This window comes from Immundisolibacter sp. (genome assembly GCF_041601295.1).
GTDB lineage: Bacteria > Pseudomonadota > Gammaproteobacteria > Immundisolibacterales > Immundisolibacteraceae > Immundisolibacter.
Genome location: NZ_JBFIII010000054.1, coordinates 1 through 20,013 on the forward strand (window position 1 = coordinate 1; position 20,013 = coordinate 20,013).

Sequence of the window (20,013 nt, forward strand, 5' to 3'; positions counted from 1 at the left end):
ACCACCTGCTCGGCCACGGCAATGGCCTGCTCGGGCGTGCAGAAACCGATCAGGTCCGCCAGGCGCGGGAAGGTCGCCTTCTCGCCGTGGGTCATGCCCATGCCGCCGCCGACCAGCACGTTCCAGCCGAGCAGTCCGCCGCTTTCTTCAACGGCGATGTAGGCCAGATCCTGAGCGTACACGTCTACGTCGTTTTCCGGCGGCACGGCGATGCCGATCTTGAACTTACGCGGCAGATACAACGGGCCATAGATCGGCTCGACCTCGCCGGCCGGATCCACAGCCGGCGCGTCCAGCCAGATTTCCTGGTAGGCGTTGGTTTTCGGCAACAGGTGTTCGCTGATCCCCTTGGCCAGCTCAGCCGCCGCCGCGTGCAGGGGCGAACGATAAGGATTGGCGCCCGCCAGTACATTGCGGTTCACGTCGCCACAGGCGGCAATCGTATCCAGACCGGCCGCCTTGATCGCCTGCATGGCCGGCTTGAAATGCGGTTTGCGAATGCCGTGGAACTGAAACGTCTGGCGGGTGGTCAGGCGCAGCGTGCCGTTGGCGTGCTCACCTGCAACCTCATCCAGTGCCAGCCACTGCGCGGGCGTGCATACGCCGCCCGGCATGCGCACGCGGATCATGAACTGATAAGCCGGCTCCAGCTTCTGGCGGCGACGCTCATCGCGCAGGTCGCGGTCGTCCTGCTGATAGCTGCCGTGGAATTTGAGCAGCGCGTTGTCTTCGGCGGCGATGGCGCCGGTCAGCGGATCAATCAGGCCATCGGCAATGGTGCCGCGCAGCAACCGGCTGTGGCTCTTGATGACCTCCACCTCGTTGGGCGGAGCCTTGGGGTCGGGTGCGTTCATGAGCCGATCTCAATAAATGTCGCGCTGGTAGCGACGGTTGCGCGAAAGCTCGCGCAGGTAATCCTCGGCGGCTTCGGCATCCAGCTTACCTTCGCCCGCCACGATGTCGCGCAGTGCCGCATGCACGTCAGCCGCCATGGCAGTGGCATCCCCGCACACGTAGATGTGGGCGCCGTCCTGCAACCAGGCGTAGACCTCGCCGGCCTGCTCGCGCAGCCGCTGCTGCACGTAGACCTTTTGCTCCTGATCGCGCGAGAAGGCAACGTCCAGGCGCGTCAGCAGGCCAGCTTTGTTCCAGGCCTGCCAGTCGGTCTGGTACAGGAAGTCGGTATAGAAATGCCGGTCCCCGAAAAACAGCCAGTTACGCCCGGTGGCCCCGATCGCCTCGCGCTCCTGCAGAAAGGCCCGGAACGGTGCCACGCCGGTACCTGGTCCCACCATGATGACCGGTATGTCGGGCCGCGCCGGCAGGCGGAAGTTTTCGTTGTGCTCGATGAATACCGGCACCGTATCGCCCGGCTGCACGCGGTCGGCCAGCCAAGTCGAGGCCACGCCCAGACGCTGGCGACCCAGGCTCTGGTAACGCACCGCGGCGACTGTGATATGTGCCTCGTCCGGGCACGCGACCAGGCTGGACGCCAGCGAGAACAAACGCGGTGGCAGGCGGCGCAGCAGGGCCACGAACTGCTCGGCGGCCAGTCCCGGCAGCGGAAATTCCTGCACCACGTCGATAATCTGCCGGCCTGCCAGATAGGCCCGCAGTGCGTCAGCGTTGCCCTCCGCCAACAGGCCAGCGATTTTATCGCTGCCCGCCAGCGCGGCGTAAGCGGCCAGGAAGGGCCGCGTCAGGGTGGTGATCTCGTAATGATGCGTGAGCGCTTCCTGCAAGGGCCGTAGGGCGTCGCCCGCCTGCACGGGTGCGTCGGTCGGCAATTCCAGTGTTGAGAGCAGCTCCTGCACCAGCGCCGGATCGTTGCAGGCCAACACGCCGAGGGCGTCGCCGGGTTCATACGCCAGACCCGGCACGGCAAACTCGATGTGGCGCGTTTCCTTGTCCGCGCCACGGCCGTTCAGAACGATGTTCTCGAGCACTTCGGCCTGATAGGGATGGCGCTTGTCGTGCTGCGCGCCAGTACCGACAGCCGCCGGTGCCACCGCGCCTGGTCCGGGCGCCGCAACATGCTCCAACTCACCCAGAAGCCCGTCGATCCAGGCCGCGGCCGCATCGTCATAGTCCAGATCGCAATCCACGCGCGGCCTCAGTCGCGTCGCGCCCAGCTTCTCCAGTACGAGGTCGAAATCCTTGCCGGTCTGGCAATAGAACTGGTAACTGGAATCGCCCAGCGCCAACACGCTGTAGCGAAGGTTCTCCAACCCTGGCGCCTTGCGCCCATGCACAAACTCGTGCAGTTCGCGCGCGCAGTCCGGGGGCTCACCTTCGCCGTGGGTGCTGACGATCACCGCCAGCGTACGCTCGTCGCGCAGCCGCGCCGGCTTATAGTCGGCCATGCTGGTCAGAGTTACCGCAAGGCCGCGTGCCTGCGCCAATTCGCCAAGCCGGCGTGCAAGCTTGGCGCCGTTACCACTTTGCGACCCGTAGAGCACGGTCACGGCGCTGCGAGTCACGCTGCTGGCGGCACTCACAGGCGGAGCCGGGGTCGCCCCCTCGGCGCGGCCGGCCAGGTATCCGCTTAGCCATTGCATCTGCAGGGGGGTCAACCCGCGCACCAGGGCATCGAGCTGCTCGGCCTGGGCGGTGCTCAACGGAGTGTTCAGTGCGGTGATCGGTGCGTTCAAGGTCAAAGCCAGGCCTGGGGCAGATTAGTTAGCATGGTAGAAGAATGTTTTATTCCGGAAAAATACTATTTTAATGAATGCTTATAGTGCTTCACGATAAGCCGGCCAATTTTAACGCCCGTCCATCAACGGAGATGTCACGTGGTTGAACTGTTTCGAAAAAAATATGCCCCTCCCGGCACCGCACCCGGAACGCTGCAACCCCTCCTGCTGGCGCCGGGCACCGTCGCCCACTGCATCGTGTACGGCACTGATGGGGCATGGCACGAGAGCCATGGTGCGCCGGTCGACCTCAACACAGCGCGCAACGCCGGGCAGGTCACCTGGTGGCATTTCGCCGGCCAGCCAGAAGTCTCCGAACTGCGACAGCTCGGTGAAGCATTAGGCCTGCATCCACTGGCGCTGGAAGACGTGATGAACCACGGCCAGCGACCCAAGCTGGACGACTACGACGATCACCTGTTTGCCATCCTTGGCTGCCTCACCCAGCGCGGTGATCAACTGGATGTGGACGACTTCGCGCTGTTCCTGGGCGACGATTTCGTACTGAGCGTGTACCAGGGCGCCGACGACATTTTCGCTTCGGTACGCTCCCGCCTGACCGATCCGGCCGGGCGTTTGCGCCGTAGCGGCGCAGATCGCCTGGCCCACGCCCTGATGGATGCGGTTGTGGACCACGCCTTCCCCGTGCTTGAGACGCTCGGCGAACGCATCGAAGAGCTGGAACTGGACCTGCTCGACCACCCGGGGCCAAGCGCGCTGCGCGATATGCACCTGTTGAAACGCGAACTGCTGCTGATCCGCCGTGCCGTGTGGCCAGCGCGGGATGTGCTGGCCCATTTATCACGCGGCGACGCGCGCCTGGTCGGCGAGCAAACACGCATCTACTTTGGCGATATCTACGACCACTCGGCGCAGATCATCGAACTGGTGGAAAGCTACCGCGACATGCTGGCCGGCATGCTGGACGTGTACCTGTCCAGCATCAGTAACCGCCAGAACGAGGTCATGAAGGTGCTGACCGTGATCGCCACCATCTTCATCCCGCTGACCTTCCTGGTGGGTGTCTACGGCATGAACTTCAGCGTCAACCAGCACAGCCCGTGGGCCATGCCCGAATTGCGCTGGGACTATGGCTACCCGGTGCTGTGGCTGGTGATGATCGCCGCCGCCGTGGGCATGCTGGCGTTCTTCAAACGACGCCGGTGGTTTTAAAGCGTTATTGACCTTTACCGCTAGCGCCACTCGGCCGTAGAGTGGCCCAGGCTTGATAAAGACGGAGACTACACATGAACGCACCCACCCGCGAAACCGTCACTACGGCTTTCAGCTGGCCCGCGCCCGACACCAGTCACGTCCCGTACCGGGTCTACACCGACCCGACCCTGTATGCGCTGGAACAGGAACGCATCTTCCGCGGCCCGACCTGGAACTTCGTCGCGCTGGCCGCCGAATTGCCCGAGCCGGGCGATTTCAAAACCACCTTTGTCGGCGACACACCAGTGGTGGTCACGCGGGGCGCTGACGGCGCCCTGCGCTGCTGGGTGAACCGCTGCGCCCATCGCGGGGCGCTGGTGTGCCGTGAGCTGCGCGGCAATGTGGGCGCCAACGGCACCCACACCTGCGTCTACCACCAGTGGGCTTACGACGCCGCGGGCATGCTGGTCGGTGTGCCGTTTCGCAAGGGCCTGGGCGGCAAGGGTGGCTACCCGGCCGATTTTGACCTTGCCCGGCACGGCCTCACACAACTCAGGGTCGAGGACTACCACGGCGTCGTATTCGCGAGTTTCGATCCCGCGCTGCCGCCGGTCGAACAACACATTGGCGATACCGCGGCACATTACGTCCAGCGAATTTTCAACCGGCCGCTGCGCGTGCTGGGGACCACACGCCAGTACATGAACGCCAACTGGAAGGTGTACGCCGAGAACCTGCGCGATCCCTACCACGCCAGCCTGCTGCACTTGTTCCACTGCACGTTTGGCCTGTACCGCTCCACCCAGGAGGGCGGCGTGGAACTCGACCCGACGCTGCGCCATAGCGTTCTGACGGCCAAGAATAAGGCGCCAGAGCCCGGTCGCGACACCTACAGCGACGACAAACTTCGCACCTACGATCAGACTTATGCGCTGGCGGACCCCAGCCTGCTGGCCGGCCGACCGGAGTTCTCCGACGGCAAGTCGGCAGTCATTCAGACGATATTTCCGAGCCTGGTCATTCAGCAGATCGCCAACACGCTGGCGGTGCGTCAGGTGCTGCCCAAGGGGGTCGGCAATTTCGAGCTGGTCTGGACCTATTTCGGCTACGCCGACGATGATGCGCAACTGTCCGCCATGCGTCTGAAGCAGTTCAATCTGATCGGCCCGGCCGGGTTGGTATCGATGGAAGACGGCGAGGCCACCGAGCTGGTTCAGCGCACCGCCGAGGCTGCGCAGGCGGGGGCGTCGGAGTTCGTCGAGATGGAGGGGCGCGGCATTGAGCCAACTGGCAGTCTGATCTCCGAGGGCAATATCCGGGCCTTCTGGCAGGTATACCGGCAGATGCTAGGCCTGTGACCACACACCGCGAACTGGCCGCGCAGCTGGGGCGTGAACAGATCAGCACCGTGGTGAGCGACTTCTACCAGCGGGTACAGAATGACCCGGTGCTGGCACCCAACTTTGCCCATATTACGGACTGGGATGCGGTCAAAGCGCGCCTGACCCATTTCTGGTGGATCGACTTGGGCGGCGCGCGTTACCGGGACGATGTCTATAACCCCCACACGGTACACCGGCATTTTGGTGTGAAGCCTGATCAGGTAGAGCCCTGGCTGCGATTGTTCGAGGCCACCGTACACGACCCTTTACCGCCCGATCTGGCCGAAGTCTGGCTGGAGCGCGTACGACGTATGGCCGACTGGGTGCGCATCGAACTGCAGAAATCGGCGTCCGGTCCTTCAGTGGCTGAACACTAACGTACCGCTCTGCGCCTGAACGGACGGGGAGAGCCGATCATCGATTCGGGCTCCGGCAGTGGATAGACTTCATTCAGCGCGATCGAGCGGCCATAGTCCTGCATCAGACGCGCGTGCTGGCGGCCCAATGCACGCGGCTGCGCCACGCCGCAGGAGTGGGAGATCATGGCGATCTCCTTTTCCATGTTCAGCGCGAAATGCGCCACCCGCTCGGCCTTGTCCTCTGGCACCAGCCCCCGTTGCAGGCGCGGATCATGCGTCGTAACCCCGGTCGGGCAGGTGTTCTTGTTGCACTGCATGGCCTGAATACAGCCAAGCGCGAACATGAAGCCACGCGCCGAATTGACAAAATCTGCACCCACGGCCAGCGCCCAGGCCGCTGTGCGCGGATTGATCAGCTTGCCGGAGGCGATGACCTTGACCCGCTCGCGTAAGCCCCACGCCGTAAGCCGGTTCACGACCGCCGGGAGACTGTCGGTCAGCAGCATGCCGACGCCATCCATGAGTGGCATCGGCGCCGCGCCGCTACCCCCCTCGGCACTGTCCACGGTGATGAAATCGGGCGCGAATTCCACTCCCCGGCGCCGCACCAGCGCGCACAGTTCATCCAGCCAGTCCAGGCTTCCGATCACGGTTTTGAAGCCAACCGGCTTGCCGGTGACCTCGCGGATCTGTGCAATCCGGTCCAGCAGATCCTCCAGGCTGTCGATATCCATGTGGCGGTTGGGCGACAGCGAATCCTGGCCCGCGGGAATGCCACGGATGGCAGCGATCTCCGACGTTACCTTGATTGCGGGCAGGATGCCGCCCTTGCCCGGCTTGGCGCCCTGGCTGAGCTTGATTTCGAACATCCTCACCTGCTCCAGCGCCGCCAGCTCGCGCAGGCGCGCATCCGACAGCCTGCCGTCGGCATCGCGCACGCCATACTTGGCGGTACCGATCTGAAACACCAGATCGCAGCCGCCCTCAAGGTGCGCTGGCGCCAGTCCACCCTCCCCGGTGTTCAGCCAGCAACCGGCCTTGGCCGCGCCACGCGACAGAGCGCGGGCTGCCGGTTTCGACAATGCGCCATAGCTCATGGCCGAAATGTTGAAGATAGCCCGCGTGGTATAGGGCTGGCGGCAAAACGGGCCGACCGTCACCGGTTCCGGTGGGCAGGTTTCCTGCTCCAGCGGCGGAAACAGGCTGCTGACGAATATTATCGAGCCCGGTTTGTGCAGGTCCTCGGTGGAGCCAAACGCCACCGTGTTATCCAGATTCTTGGCCGCGCGGTATACCCAGCTACGCTGCGCACGGTTAAACGGCAGCTCCTCGCGATCCATGGCGAAGAAATACTGGCGAAAGAACTCACCAAGGGTCTCGAACAGATAACGAAAACGACCTATCAGCGGATAATTTCGACGCACTGCGTGCTGCGTCTGCATGCGGTCGACCACATACATCACAGCTGCCGTCAGCAGCAGCATGGCCAGCGCGAAAATGAACAGCGCAGCCATGATCTCCAGCACGGCGGACAACCAGCGAGAGAAATTTTCAGGCAGGATCGGCAACATGATGTCCCTCCGAGGCCACGAGCGATGACCGGTGACATTTCCATTATCGACCCCGCAGGCGCTTTGCTGGAGCGCAGCCGGCAGGCGGTGGTGTTCACCGGCGCCGGTGTCAGCACCGAATCGGGCATTCCGGACTTTCGCAGCCCGGGCGGATTGTGGAGTAGGCTGCAGCCGATCGAATTTCAGGATTTCATGGCATCCGAGCAGGCTCGGCGTGAAGCCTGGCGCCGCAAGTTCGAACTGGACGCCGAGATTGGCGCCGCGCAACCTAATGCCGGGCATCGGGCCATTGCCCGTCTGGTCGCTGCCGGCAAGGTCAGCCATGTCATCACCCAGAACATCGACGGCTTGCACCAGGCCAGCGGCGTACCGGCCGAACGGGTCATTGAACTGCACGGCAACGGCACTTACGCGGTCTGCCTGTCCTGCCGCGCCCGTCACGAACTGGCCGACATCAAAACCGGTTTCGAGACGGACGGCGCACCGCCAGTCTGCCACTGCGGCGGCATCGTCAAATCGGCAACGATCTCGTTCGGCCAACCGATGCCGGTGTTTGCCATGCGCGCGGCCGAAGCGGCCACCCTGGCCTGCGATCTTTTCCTCGCCATCGGCTCGTCGCTACAGGTTTACCCGGCCGCGGGTTTTCCGGTGCTGGCCAAGGACAACGGGGCAAGGCTGCTGATCATCAATCGAGAGCCCACGCCGCTCGACGAACTGGCCGACCTGGTACTACAAGCCGAGATCGGCCCCAGTCTGATCGCGCTCACCGCCGATGCCGGACACTGAGCGGATCAAGCTCGGCGTCAGCGCCTGCCTGCTGGGGCAGGCGGTGCGCCATGACGGCGGCCATAAGCGTGACGATCTGGTCGCCAGCCTGCTGGCCAAGCACTTCGAGATGATTCCGCTGTGCCCGGAAGTGGCGATTGGCCTTGGTGTGCCGCGCCCCCCGATCCGACTCGTGCAGACAGCCGCCGGGATACGTGTCCGCGGGGTGCAAGACCCAATGCTCGACGTTACCCATGCCTTGAATCTTGAAGCCCAACGCGTTGCCCGCCAAATGCCGGATCTGAGCGGCTACATACTCAAAAGCAAGTCCCCCAGTTGCGGCATGGCGCGAGTGAAGCTGCATACCCCCACCAGGCGGGCAGTCCGCATTGGCGTTGGCGCCTACGCGGCTGGCCTCCTGGCGTGTTCACCGTTATGGCCGATGGAAGAAGAAACAGGCCTGCAGGACCCCTCACGGCGCGAACACTTCATCGAACGCGTATTCGCCTATGCCCGCTGGCAAGTGCTTGTGCGCGGCAGGGTCAGTGGCGCCGCGCTGATGGAATTTCATAGCCGTCACAAATATCAACTGCTCGCGCATAACCAGGCCGCCTATCGACGAATCGGCCGTTTGGTGGCGGGCGCCGGCAGCAGGCCCCCGGCGGGCTTGCTCGCGCAATACGCTAGTGAGCTTATGACCGCGCTCAGCCGCCCTGCCAGTACCGGCAACCACGTCAACGTGTTGCAACACTTTCATGGGTATCTGAAGGACGTACTCGGCCCCAGCGACAAAGCCGGGCTGATTGCCGCCATCGATGCCTACGGACGACAGGATGCACCGCTGCAGCGGCCGCTCACGTTGCTGCGACAGCATTTTCGTTGCCATCCGCAGTTGTGGGCGGCGCACCAGACCTATCTCATCCCGGACCTGCGCGAACAACAGTTGCGAGAGCTACCGACACCGCAATAAGTCAGCCCCCACCTCGCTTGCACGGGGTGAGGGCTGTTTCAGCGGTGATCCACCAGGGGAACTTACGGCGCCGCGGCCTCCTCAGGCGGCGTCACGGCCAAGGCCGACAGCAACTGGCCCTTGCTGGCGACGATCCGGTAATTGGCGAACAGCAGCCGGTATTTTCCGTCGACATAATTCAACTCGGCACTGAACAGCTCATTTTCAGTGTCCAGCAAGTCGAGCAAGGTGCGCTGCCCGATATTGAACTGCTTGACGTAGGCCTCGCGCGTCGTTCGGGCGGCATCGGCGTGGCTGCGCAATAAGTCTACCCGGCTCTGGGCGGTAATAAAGTCGTTCCAGGACAGGCTGGCTTCCTCGATGACCTGGTCCTCGGCCCGAGCGCGCACGTTTCTGGCCTCGCTGATGCGATGCGCCGTGGAACGCTTGCGAGCCAGATCCGCACCGCCGCGGTACACGCTGTAGTTCATCCGCAGCATGGCGTACAGGTCTTCGTTGGCGCCCCGCACGCCATCCAGGTTGTCGTTGTGGCTGGCGCCGAGCTCGACATCAAAGCGCGGAAAATCATTGGCACGTGCCTGCTCATGCTGGGCCTGAGTCGCGCTGATATCCGCCACTGCCGACAGCAAAACCGGATGGGTTTCGCGCGCCTCGCCGATCAAGGCATCAAGATCCGCCGCCAACTTGCCGGCAGGCGCCACCGGCAGAACAAGGTCAACCGGCATCTCGCCCACGATTCGCACGTAGGCTACCTGGGCATCGCGCAGGTTGCCCTCCTGCGCTTCCAGATTGGCCTGCGCGAGGGCCAGCCGGCCAGCCGCCTGCGTGGTATCTGCCGTACGGCCAACACCGCGTTCGCTGCGCATGCGAATCTGGTCGTGAATGCGCTGATGCGCAGCCAGGTTCTCTTTCGCCAGATTCACCTGCTCCTGCCGCTGCAGCACACCAAGATAGGCCTTGGCCGCCTTGAGCCCGATGTCCTCGCCCGCAGCCAGAACACGATAGGACGCAGCCTTCAGGTGCCCTTTCTGGCGCGCCACGCCATGCTTGGTAAAAAAGCCGTCAAACAGCATTTGAGTGACCTTGATGCCGCTTTCCTCACGATGCAGCCCGAGATACCCATTCTTGCCAGTGGCCGCCATGGTCGAGGTGTTGTCGCTTTTCTCCCCGCCAACTCCAGCAGACACGTCCACCCGAGGCAGGTAACCCGCCTTGGCCTCGCGCACATCCTGCTCGATCGCACGCTTGTCGTCCTGAGTGATAAGCACATCGGGATTGTGCTCTATCGCCTTGCGAACCGTGGCGGCAAGATCACCCGCAATAGCCGGTGACCCAATCAGTATCAGCACGCCAATTAGGGTAATTGAACGGACAACCTTCATAGCTTTTAGCACCTTTCTTGATTGATGGAGTACTAACCCCATCCATAACTTCAGTACGCACTGACCTTGGAGAGTATATGAGAAAACTCACGCGCGAATCGCGCGCAATAGTCGATCTGAAGCTACCGACTACACTCGCACCTGTTGTGGATCCGAACCGTCACCGTGCTCCTTAGAGACTAAAAAACTGTCGCCACGCGGCCAGAGGACTCGCCACGTAAGGTCGCGATTTTCAACCTCGTAGTTAAATGGTTGGTCCGGAGGCGCTGGGGACCCGCTCTCGCGCACCGCCATCCGACCTAACCTTTGTCAATGGCTGGCTCACATTTCGTGCATTATTAAAATGCGCTTAAGGCATCACATCCGTGACCAGATGGCCGCTCCCCAGCAGGCTATTGACAATGTCCTGTTGGCTGCCCGCGCCAGTAACCAGATCGACGCCCTGCAATACGATAGTCTGGACGATACCACCCGACCCCGCCCCATCCGCATCCACGGAAATAACCGTATTACCGCTGACGAGGCTGAAAGTAAGGTAGTCGGCCAGGTTATTAGACGCGAACGTCCCACCTTCTCCAATCAGCAAATCCTTCAGATTCAGAACGTCGCCCTGAGCTTTGTTGAAATCGATGATGGTATCGGTACCAGTGTCCCCCGCCTGCCACCTAAAGACATCAGCCCCCAGACCGCCGGTCATGGTGTCGTTACCCAATCCGCCGGTAAGAATGTCGTTGCCGTCGCCGCCAATCAGAATATTGGCACCGATGCCGCCACCCAGGGCGTCATGACCCGTACCTCCGGTCAGTGTGCTGGAGTTCTGGGCAAGGACAGACAACGACCCGCTGACGGCATCGCCATCACCATCGGTCGCCACAAAGCCGAAACTCAAATTTGCGGTCCCGGTATCGTTCTGAACCAGGTTCGTCAATCCGTTGATGCGCACAGAAGTGTCCACCCCTGCCGCCAAATCGACATAATCAATATAGAACCCGCTAGGCGCCGTGATCACGATAGCGCCATTTACCAGATTCAGAGCCGTGGCGACTCCTGTCTGGGTTGACCCATCGGTGAAATACGCCGTCCAGTTTACCGACTCGGTGCCGCTGATGTCGGTGACGCCTATTCTCGTCTGGTAGGCGAGGTTCGGGGTCGTCCCACCTATCGAGCTGGCATGCTCATCGTCAAACTCGAAGCGCATGGTCTCGCCAGTCTCAAACAAATTGTTGCCGACTCCCATGCCCTGCTTACTGGGATTGATGCCGGCGCTCCCGGTAATCTTCACCGCCCAGTCCTTGGCATTCTCAACCGAGCCAAAGCCGCCGTCGGCATACAGGTAGTAACTGTTGTGCGGGCCGCCCGCCCCGACGCTGGACTGAAGGTTTGAACTGAGCACCGTAAGATCAAGCAGCGCCGATTGCACAAACGAATAGGTGCCGTCCGGATGTGCCGTCAACGTGAAGACGGTGTTCACGCCTGCCTTGGCTGTCAGCGTCGAGCCTCCGTCGCTCAGGCTGTACGTCAGCGCAATACCGTTCGACGTCAAATTGGCCGGCGGAGTACCGCTCAACGTGACTTTGCTTGCGGTAATGTCGGCGCCGATCGACGCCAAAGTACCCACCAGCTGCGTGCCCACGCCGTTCTGAAAAATGCCGTTGGTCACCGCTAATATCGGTGAATCATCTTCCACCGTAACCGTCAGCGAGCTCGCCGTGGTCACCGTACCGTCATTGACGTTGACCCCGAAAACCATGGGCAGCAGGTTTTCCTGGTTACCCAGTGGCTGATCGACCGGACCCGAAAGTGCCACCGTGTATGCACCGGCATCGTCGATGCTAACGACCATGATGATGGCCGAACCCACGGCGCCGGTGAGGGTGTGGTTAGTGTTGCTAAGCGTCCAGACGATATTCTGTCCGCCGGAAGTGTAAGTTCCCGGAGGTGGCGCTCCCAGGGTCACGGTAAAGGTCGTGTTGTCCGGATCGGTAATCACGATACTGCCGGATGCCGTCTTCGAGTTCGTCGTATCCGTCGGATTGCCGATGTTGTCCGGATTGGCCCAGGCTAGGCCCTCCTCAGAGACACGTGTTAGAGCCGGCGTCACAACCGGGGCGTCGTTCACCGGCGTGACGTTGATCGTCACCGTCGCCTCGTTGCTCGACAGCGCACCGTCGCTCACCGTGTACTTGAACGTCGCATACGGACTGCCGTTCTCATCGCCGTCCGGCACAAACGTCAGCTTGCCCGCGGCAATGTCCGCCACCGCGATCACCTGGTTCAGCGTCACCGCGACGCCGTCCAGCTTCAGGACCCCATCGGTCGCCAGCGCCGTCACCGTGATCGAGCTGAAGCTCGCACTGTCAATGTCCGAATCGTTGCTCGGACCGGTGCCATCGGCACCAAACAAGCCCGCCGAGGTGATCGTCACCGCGTTGTCTTCGGTGGTGCTGAAGGTGTCGTCCACCGCCACCGGGGCCACCGGGCCGCCGCCCACCGGCGTGATGCTCAGGTGCAGCGTCGAAGGATCGGTCGCAAGACCGTCGGTCACCGTGTAGGTCGCATCCGGTACCGCGGCGGTGTAGCCAGCCGCCGGCGTGAAGGTGTAGCTGCCGTTGCTGTTGATCACCAGCGTGCCGACCCCGGCAATGCTCGCGGTCGAGCCCACCGCGGTGCTGGTGGCGCCCCAGCCGAAGGTCCCGGTGACGCTGGCCGCACTCGGCCCGTCCGGGTTGAACGTGTTGTCCAGCACGTTGCCGGACACCGCCGTGTCCTCGTCGGTCGTGACCGACTCGTCGCCGTCCGTCAGAATGTTCGGCGGTAGTTCTTCCTCTTGTTCGACCGGCACAATGACTTCAGCCGCGTTAGCGAACAACAGCGGAGACGCCGACGTGGACACACCCGCTTGCGGGGTGACGGTAACAAAATCGTGGTCCAGCGCCACAAAGGAGTGCCCGCCTTCCTCGCCGCCGCCACCCGCCGCTGTTGGGCCGGCCGCCGTCGGGGGCAGCAGGGTCGTCGGATCCGCGCCTGCGAGAATGGCCGCCTGGATATCTTCCACCTGCGCCACGGCGGCGCTGGCGGCTTCGTCCTCCGCCCCGTCAGGGCTGAAGACTTCGCTATCCAACACTGCCACGGTGTTGCGGCCTAGATCGAACCAGGTACCGTCCGTGAACTGGATGGTGACCGCCGCGGCATCGGTTGTGCGAATGATTTCATCAGCGTAAACAGCATCACCGACGGTCAGAACACGCTCGACCCCGTCCTCGCCAACGGCGATAACCTGACCCACGACCGCCGTAACAACGCCAATATTTTGCTGAGCCATAACAACCTCGTCCCATTTGGGTCATGAATCTGCGCCGGCCAGTTTGCTGTCGGCACGCGGCGCCAGGCGCCAATTGAAATCCTAATAACGCGATGATGCAGACTTGGTTAAACCCTTGCTATTGGACGGGTAGCCAAGGGGACAGTGCGTCAGCGAGGCGGGGCCATCGCCAACTACCGCAGGAATCTCCACTGCAATATAAAACCTCATCTTTCGTGAAATGCCCGCTCCCGGGCGCGTCCGATCGGGCGCAAAAGATAGGTCAATATCGTCTTGCGTCCGGTCAGCACATCCACGGACGCCGTCATGCCCGAGATTATCGGCAGCGATTCGCCATCCTTGATGTAACCGCGGTCACGCGTGCGTACCCGAATCACAAAGAAGCTGTTCCCTTCGTCGTCCGTGATGGAATCGGCACTGATATGGTCCAGGGTCGCATCCAGCGCCCCGTAGATGGTGGAGTCATAAGCGCTGAGCTTGACCGAGGCCGATTGCCCCAGCCTCAGAAACGCAATGTCCTGTGGCAGGACTTTCGCCTCCACTAACAGGGCATCCTCCAGAGGCACGATTTCCACCAGGTCCATACCGGGCTGCACCACCCCGCCAACGGTCGCGACTTTCAACCGCTTGACCGTTCCGCGCAACGGGGAACGCACGGCCGTGCGGGTAACGCGGTCCAGGGCCGACGTATTGGCCTCCTCCGTGGCCGCCAATTCGGCCTTGACGTCGTTCAGTTCGCCCTGTGCCTGGGAGCGAAACTTGAGATCCAGATCCTTGATCTTCTGTGCCACTTCAGCCAGCGCCGCTTGCGCTCCCGGCAGCGCCAGCCGCACCCCATCCAGGTCGCCCCGGGTTTCGTTGACTTGGCGGCGCAGGCGCAGCAATTCGACGTGGGAGATGACGCCCTCGCCAACCAGCGGCTCGGTTCGTTGCAGTTCGTCCTGGAGCAGCGCATTGCTGCGCTGGAGTTGTCCCAGCCGCGAGCGCATGCCCAATAACTCCTGCTGGCGCTGGCTGAGTTGCTGTTCGATGATCTGGCGGTTGGACGCCAGTTCCCGCTGACGGGTGAGGTACAGACGCTGTTCATCCTCACCCAGCTGCGGCGCCTCCTTGGTTACATCGGAAGGCATCTGCAGCGTCACGCCTTCGGCCTCGGCCTGCAGCCGGGTTGCCTTGGCCAACAACGCCAGGTACTTGAGGCGGCCCTCCTGGTACGACGAGGCAAATCGGGTATCGTCAATGTTCAGCAGCACCTGGCCCTTGGCCACGACATCGCCCTCACGCACCAGAATTTCCCGGACGATGCCGCCCTCCAGGTTCTGTACCACCTGCACCTGCGATGACGGAATGACCTGGCCCTCCGCATGGGTCACTTCGTCTACTCGTGCTATCGACGCCCATAGCAGGGCAATCACAAACAACAGCGCGACGGCAAACAGGATCAAATGCCCAGCCGGATGGGCAGGGTCGATATCGACCGCATCTGTATCGGCCATGAAGTCCAGATCATCACGATCAAGGTCGCGCCATCGCGCCCACAGCGAAGACCAGGCGGCGCGCAGCCTGCTCATGTCTGCCGCCCACTGACCTGGCCGCTGCGCAGGGCTTCGAGCACCGTATCCTTGGGACCATCGGCAACGATGCGTCCGTTGTCCATGACGATGATGCGGTCAACCAGCGACAACAGGGATGCACGATGCGTCACTAGCAGCAAGGTTCTACCCTGGACCAGCGGGGCCAGGCGAGTCTTGAACTGCTCCTCGGTGGTGTTGTCCATGGCATTGGTGGGTTCGTCCATTATCAGGATGGGCGGCTCCAGCAACAGCGCGCGGGCGATCGAAATGGTCTGCCGCTGGCCGCCGGAGAGGCCCTCGCCACGCTCACCGACAGGCAGGTCGAGACCCGCCGGGTGACGGCTGGTAAACGCGCTGACCCCTGCGATCTCAGCCGCGCGAAGGACGGCTTCGTCGCTGGCATGTGGCGCAGCCAACGTTATGTTGTCCCGCACTGTACCGAAAAACAGCCCCACATCCTGCGGCACATAACCAACATTGCGTCGCAAATCCGCCGGATCGATCTGGCGCAGGTCGATACCGTCGACCAACACCGCCCCTGCGGTCGGTTGATAAAGGCCAAGAATCAGCCGTTCGAGCGTACTTTTGCCCGAACCGATCCGACCGATTATTGCAATCCGCTCACCGGCGGTGATTCGTAGCGACACCTTATCGAGCGCCGCCAGGTCCTGCCCGGGGTACTTGAAGGTAACGTCGCTGAACTCGATCGCCCCCTGCAGCGTCGGTCGGTGCAGGAAACTGCTCCCGACCGGCCGCTCCACCGGCAGCTGCATTATTTGGTCTACCACCTTGAGCGCCGCCATCGATTGATCGAAGCGCACCAGCAAACCGGCAACCTGTGCCAGCGGCGCCATCGCCCTGGACGCCAACATGATGCAGGCAATCAGGCCGCCGACCGAAAGATCTCCATCAACGATACGGTAGACACCCACCACCACGATGCCGACCGTCGCCAGTTGTACCGCCAGCGACGCCACGTTCACGGCGGATGTGGACAACATCCGCGAGCGCATACTCAGGCGAGCCATGTTGCCCACCACCTGTTCCCAGCGCCGCTGCACCGGGCCGGCGGCGCCGGTGGCGCGCACCGTCTCAAGTGAGGTCAGGGTCTCAATCAAAGTGGCGTGCTTTTGCGCTGCCAGTCGCTGGGTCTTTAGCACCAGATCGCGCAGGCGTGCCTGCACAGCCACACCGTACAACAGCACCAACGGCATCAGCGCCAAGGGCACCAAGGCCACTGGCCCACCAAGCCAGGCGATCACAATCAGAAACAACACCGCAAACGGCACATCGATCAGGGTGGTCAGCGTGGCCGAGGTGATGAACTCGCGGAAACTTTCGAACTCCGACAGCTGATTGGCGAACGCGCCCACCGAGCGCGGACGCGCCTCCATCCGCACGCCCATGACCTGTTCGAACAGACGAGCGGACAGACTGACGTCGAATTTCTTGCTGGCCACGTCCAGAAAATAGGCGCGCAGCGACCGCATCAGGGTGTCAAACAGGTAGATCACCACCACGCCGATGGCAAGCACCCAGAGTGTCTCCATGGCACGGTTGGGCACGACCCGGTTATAGACGTGCATAACGAACAGCGGCGTAACCAGGGCGAACAGATTGATCAACAGCGCTGCCAGCAGCACCTCGCTGTAGATCGGCCACAGGCGACGCAAGCTGCCCCAGAACCAATGTCCCGATGTCGGCTCCGGGTGCTGCGCCGTACGCGCGTCGAACTGCGCCTCGGGCCGCAGGAACAACGCACTGCCAGCATAGTCTTCAGCCAGGCGGCCGGGTGGCAGCAGCACTTCGCCCATGCCCAGATCCGGGTCAGCCACCCGCCACTGGCCATCCGGCGACATTCCAAGCAGCACCACAGCCCGGTGCGATTTGAGCAACAGTATCGCCGGCAACACCTGCGGCGGAATGCGGCCAAGTTCGCGCTGTACCAGGCGGGCGCTGAGTCCAGCACGGCTGGCAGCCCGAACAAACAAAGCGGGCGTAAGGCGACCGTCCTGGAGCGGCAGGCCGGCGGTCAGCGCCTCAGCGGATTTGGCGCGCTGATATGCCGCGCAAGCGAACACCAGGCAGTCGAGCAAGGGATCCTCGGGCCGGGTAGCGGGACCCGACAGCGCCCAATCCGGAACCGACAACCGGGAATTCTCCATCAGGACCTCAGGTTTCGGCGGCGACGAGCCGCAAACGATACTACTAACGGCCAGTGCGGCCGGCAGCTTGAGACGGCGGGCTTCGACCAGACTTTGCTGTGCCATAACGTTTAATCAAGCAACCAATGGTTGTCGCACGGATCCGCCATATCCGTTGCCGCTTTTTACGCTGCACCTGTATGCACACCATCGCGACGAGGCACCGTGAGAAAACGAAATGCTGCTTCTGCGCCTGCTCGGACGCCGGCGCCGTGCCCGGCCCCGTAATGCGTTAGCAGGGGCGAGGATGCGACTTAGCTCGCCCCTGGTGAAGCGTCCGACGGCGAGGATCGTTGGGCGTTGGCTCGCCCTTCTGTGGGTCGGCTTATTGCTTCCGGCGGTCGCCCAGGATCCGAGCCGGGACCCGGCTCCGGTCAGCATTGATCATCCGTACAGCAATGCCGCCTTGCGGCGCATCCGGGAATGGCAGGCGCTGTTGGACAGTGGCGCCAAGCTTTCCACGACTGCCAAGTTGAAAGCCGTCAACGATTTTTTCAACGACCTGGAGTTCGTTGACGACATCCTGCTGTGGGAAGCAGCCGATTATTGGGCCACGCCGGTGGAGTTTCTCGCCAAGGGGGCCGGGGATTGCGAAGATTTCGCCATCGCCAAGTACTTTACCCTGGTCGAAATGGGCGTGTCGTCGGCGCGGCTGCAAATCACATACGTTAAAGCGCACAAACTGAACCAGGCGCACATGGTGTTGGCGTATTACGCCACCCCGGCCAGCGATCCGCGCGTGCTGGACAATCTCGTGGCCGAGGTTCTGCCCGGCTCGGCGCGTAGCGATCTGACTCCCGTGTACAGTTTCAACGGCCGAGGCTTGTGGATCGCCAAGGCACGGGGCAACAGTCGACGCGTGGGCAGTGCCACCCGTATCGGACCGTGGCGAGATTTGGTCATCCGCATGAAACAGAGCAAAGTTCACGCACTTTTTCCGGAGCATGCCACCCAATGAGTCTGCTGCGACAACTGACACTCGCCATCCTGACTCTGTTACTCCTGGTATGGGTCGGCAGCGTCGCGATCAGCGTCGCCAACACCCGTCGCTATCTGGACCGGCAACTTGAGTCCCACGCCCAGGATGCGGCGACATCGCTTGGTCTGTCGCTGTCGACATCCGTGGAGCAGGACGATCGCGCCACCATGGAGTCGCTGATCGACGCCATGTTCGACAGCGGCTATTACCGGTCTATCCGCGTGCTCGACACGGCCGGCACCCCGCTGGTCGAGCGCACCCAGACAAGCTCTCTGCAAGACGTTCCGGGCTGGTTTGTGCGCCAACTTCCGGTCAAGACGCCGCTCGGCGAAGCGCTGCTCATGTCGGGCTGGAAACGGCTCGGCACAATCGAGGTCCGCAGCGATCCGGGCTACGCCTACCTTGAACTGTGGGGGACCTTCCGCGACTCGGCCGCCCTGTTCGCCCTGGTCGCGGCGCTTGCTCTGGTCGGGGCGATGGGCGGCGTACGGATCATTCTGAAGCCACTGCGCAGCGTGGAAGCGCAGGCCACGGCCATCGCCAACCGCGACTTCCCGGTACAGGAGCAGTTGCCCCGCACGCCCGAGCTCAGACGCGTGGTCGAGGCGATGAACCGCCTGTCCGGCAAAGTGCAACAGATGCTGGCGGAACAGATCACGCTGGCAGAAACCTTGCGAGCGCAAGCCTATCGGGACCCGGTCACGGGCCTGGGAAACCGCGCACTGTTCGACCGTGAGACCGCGCACCTGCTCGGCTCGCAGGAACTGCATTTCCGTGGTGCCTTGATGCTGATACAGCTGCGTGAGTTTCGCGCCTACAACGAGCAGCATGGGTACGCTGGCGGCGACGAGTTGCTGCGTCAGGCGGGTGACGCCTTGCGCGCGGAAGCGGCCGCCTTTCATCCGTATTGCGTGGCGCGCCTGAGCGGTGCCGATTTCGCCATGCTGCTGCCGCGCACCAGCAGCGATGACCTCGCCGCCCTGGGCGAAGCGTTGGCCGCGCTGCTCAGCCGTCTGCACGACGGCGGCCTTTTGAGTGCTTTTGATGGCGGCCACGTCGGCATTGCCCTGCACTGCGAGGGCGATACCCCCGGCAGCTTGCTCAGCCGCGCCGACGCCGCCCTGCGTCAGGCGCAAACAGACGGCGGCAACGCCTGGCGCCTGGCGCCTACTACCGAAGAAGTACGGGCGCGTTCGGCCAGTGCCTGGCGCGACCTGCTCACCACCAGCCTGCAACAAAACCAATGGAGGCTGTTCGCCCAACCGGTGCGGCGCCTGGACGGCAACGGCACGACGCTACATCACGAAATCCTGCTGCGCCTGCCCACCGATGAGGGCCTGCTCTCGGCAGCGGATTTCATGCCCATGGCCTACCGGCACGGTCTTGCGACTCAAGTCGACAAAACAGTCATCGCCGCGGTCCTTGACCAGTGGCCCACCGCGGGGCCAGCTGACCTGCGCGTGGCAATCAATCTGAGCGCCATCTCGCTGACAGATGTCAGCTTTCATGGCTGGCTGTTGCAGACCCTGGACCGACACCCAGACCGGGCAAGCCGCCTGACCTTTGAAGTGCCCGAATACGGAGCCGCCCTTCACCTGTCGGCGCTGCGTACCCTGATAAACGAACTTGCCCGCCGCGGCAGCGGCGTTGGCCTGGA

At 62.7% G+C, this 20,013-nt stretch carries 13 protein-coding genes and 1 pseudogene; 7 read left to right on the plus strand and 7 right to left on the minus strand.

Annotated features, from left to right (window positions below; all coding sequences use genetic code 11):
- Positions 1 to 854: pseudogene (locus ABZF37_RS08630) on the minus strand (sulfite reductase); the annotation flags it as partial.
- 9 nt (positions 855 to 863) lie between these two features.
- The gene (locus tag ABZF37_RS08635; RefSeq protein ID WP_372718898.1) at positions 864 to 2,651 is read right to left on the minus strand and encodes an assimilatory sulfite reductase (NADPH) flavoprotein subunit; all 1,788 of its coding nucleotides are present in this window, start codon (positions 2,649 to 2,651) and stop codon (positions 864 to 866) included.
- Positions 2,652 to 2,792: 141 nt separating this feature from the next.
- Here ABZF37_RS08635 and corA point away from each other — a divergent pair, with 141 nt between their 5' ends.
- From corA to ABZF37_RS08650, 3 genes are all read left to right on the plus strand, one after another.
- On the plus strand, positions 2,793 to 3,866 hold the full coding sequence (gene corA, locus ABZF37_RS08640; RefSeq protein ID WP_372718900.1) for a magnesium/cobalt transporter CorA: 1,074 nt from the start codon (positions 2,793 to 2,795) through the stop codon (positions 3,864 to 3,866).
- Between the two features lie 74 nt (positions 3,867 to 3,940).
- Positions 3,941 to 5,206 carry a Rieske 2Fe-2S domain-containing protein gene (locus ABZF37_RS08645; protein WP_372718902.1) on the plus strand — a complete coding sequence of 422 codons (1,266 nt, stop codon included), beginning with the start codon at positions 3,941 to 3,943 and terminating at the stop codon, positions 5,204 to 5,206.
- Positions 5,203 to 5,607: a truncated hemoglobin gene (locus ABZF37_RS08650; RefSeq protein ID WP_372718904.1), complete on the plus strand. Its 405-nt coding sequence runs from the start codon at positions 5,203 to 5,205 to the stop codon at positions 5,605 to 5,607. Before ABZF37_RS08645 ends, ABZF37_RS08650 begins: the two co-directional genes overlap by 4 nt.
- On the opposite strand, the gene ABZF37_RS08655 is transcribed toward ABZF37_RS08650, so the two are convergent.
- Entirely contained in the window at positions 5,604 to 7,160 is a 1,557-nt protein-coding gene (locus ABZF37_RS08655) for an FMN-binding glutamate synthase family protein (RefSeq protein WP_372718906.1), read from the minus strand. The two genes, ABZF37_RS08650 and ABZF37_RS08655, sit on opposite strands and share 4 nt — an antisense overlap.
- Positions 7,161 to 7,184: 24 nt before the next feature.
- On the opposite strand from ABZF37_RS08655, the gene ABZF37_RS08660 reads away from it, so the two are divergent.
- Positions 7,185 to 7,946 carry an NAD-dependent deacetylase gene (locus ABZF37_RS08660; protein ID WP_372718908.1) on the plus strand — a complete coding sequence of 254 codons (762 nt, stop codon included), beginning with the start codon at positions 7,185 to 7,187 and terminating at the stop codon, positions 7,944 to 7,946.
- Complete coding sequence (locus ABZF37_RS08665) at positions 7,933 to 8,895, plus strand: YbgA family protein (protein WP_372718910.1); 963 nt, start codon at positions 7,933 to 7,935, stop codon at positions 8,893 to 8,895. The genes ABZF37_RS08660 and ABZF37_RS08665 overlap by 14 nt, the downstream gene beginning before the upstream one ends.
- Positions 8,896 to 8,957: 62 nt before the next feature.
- Here the strand turns inward: ABZF37_RS08665 and ABZF37_RS08670 are convergent, their stop codons facing one another.
- The 4 genes from ABZF37_RS08670 to ABZF37_RS08685 form a co-directional block, all read right to left on the minus strand.
- Positions 8,958 to 10,277 carry a TolC family outer membrane protein gene (locus ABZF37_RS08670; RefSeq protein WP_372718912.1) on the minus strand — a complete coding sequence of 440 codons (1,320 nt, stop codon included), beginning with the start codon at positions 10,275 to 10,277 and terminating at the stop codon, positions 8,958 to 8,960.
- Between the two features lie 349 nt (positions 10,278 to 10,626).
- Positions 10,627 to 13,599 carry a retention module-containing protein gene (locus tag ABZF37_RS08675; protein WP_372718914.1) on the minus strand — a complete coding sequence of 991 codons (2,973 nt, stop codon included), beginning with the start codon at positions 13,597 to 13,599 and terminating at the stop codon, positions 10,627 to 10,629.
- Between the two features lie 206 nt (positions 13,600 to 13,805).
- Positions 13,806 to 15,170, minus strand: coding sequence for an HlyD family type I secretion periplasmic adaptor subunit (locus tag ABZF37_RS08680; protein WP_372718916.1), 1,365 nt, complete (start codon positions 15,168 to 15,170; stop codon positions 13,806 to 13,808).
- Positions 15,167 to 17,323 (minus strand): type I secretion system permease/ATPase, encoded by a 2,157-nt coding sequence (locus ABZF37_RS08685; protein ID WP_372718918.1) that lies wholly within the window; start codon positions 17,321 to 17,323, stop codon positions 15,167 to 15,169. Before ABZF37_RS08685 ends, ABZF37_RS08680 begins: the two co-directional genes overlap by 4 nt.
- Before the next feature lie 301 nt (positions 17,324 to 17,624).
- On the opposite strand from ABZF37_RS08685, the gene ABZF37_RS08690 reads away from it, so the two are divergent.
- Both ABZF37_RS08690 and ABZF37_RS08695 read left to right on the plus strand, forming a co-directional pair.
- Entirely contained in the window at positions 17,625 to 18,335 is a 711-nt protein-coding gene (locus ABZF37_RS08690) for a transglutaminase-like cysteine peptidase (protein WP_372718920.1), read from the plus strand.
- A partial coding sequence (locus ABZF37_RS08695) for a LapD/MoxY N-terminal periplasmic domain-containing protein (RefSeq protein WP_372718922.1) occupies positions 18,332 to 20,013 on the plus strand: 1,682 nt, incomplete at its 3' end. The genes ABZF37_RS08690 and ABZF37_RS08695, both read left to right, overlap by 4 nt.

Excerpts from the sequence above, each read along its gene's own strand:
- ABZF37_RS08645 (WP_372718902.1), top strand. The coding sequence starts at position 3,941 with ATGAACGCACCCACCCGCGAAACCGTCACTACGGCTTTCAGCTGGCCC.
- ABZF37_RS08655 (WP_372718906.1), bottom strand. The coding sequence starts at position 7,160 with ATGTTGCCGATCCTGCCTGAAAATTTCTCTCGCTGGTTGTCCGCCGTG.
- ABZF37_RS08660 (WP_372718908.1), top strand. The coding sequence starts at position 7,185 with ATGACCGGTGACATTTCCATTATCGACCCCGCAGGCGCTTTGCTGGAG.
- ABZF37_RS08665 (WP_372718910.1), top strand. The coding sequence starts at position 7,933 with ATGCCGGACACTGAGCGGATCAAGCTCGGCGTCAGCGCCTGCCTGCTG.
- ABZF37_RS08670 (WP_372718912.1), bottom strand. The coding sequence starts at position 10,277 with ATGAAGGTTGTCCGTTCAATTACCCTAATTGGCGTGCTGATACTGATT.
- ABZF37_RS08675 (WP_372718914.1), bottom strand. The coding sequence starts at position 13,599 with ATGGCTCAGCAAAATATTGGCGTTGTTACGGCGGTCGTGGGTCAGGTT.
- ABZF37_RS08680 (WP_372718916.1), bottom strand. The coding sequence starts at position 15,170 with ATGAGCAGGCTGCGCGCCGCCTGGTCTTCGCTGTGGGCGCGATGGCGC.
- ABZF37_RS08690 (WP_372718920.1), top strand. The coding sequence starts at position 17,625 with ATGCGACTTAGCTCGCCCCTGGTGAAGCGTCCGACGGCGAGGATCGTT.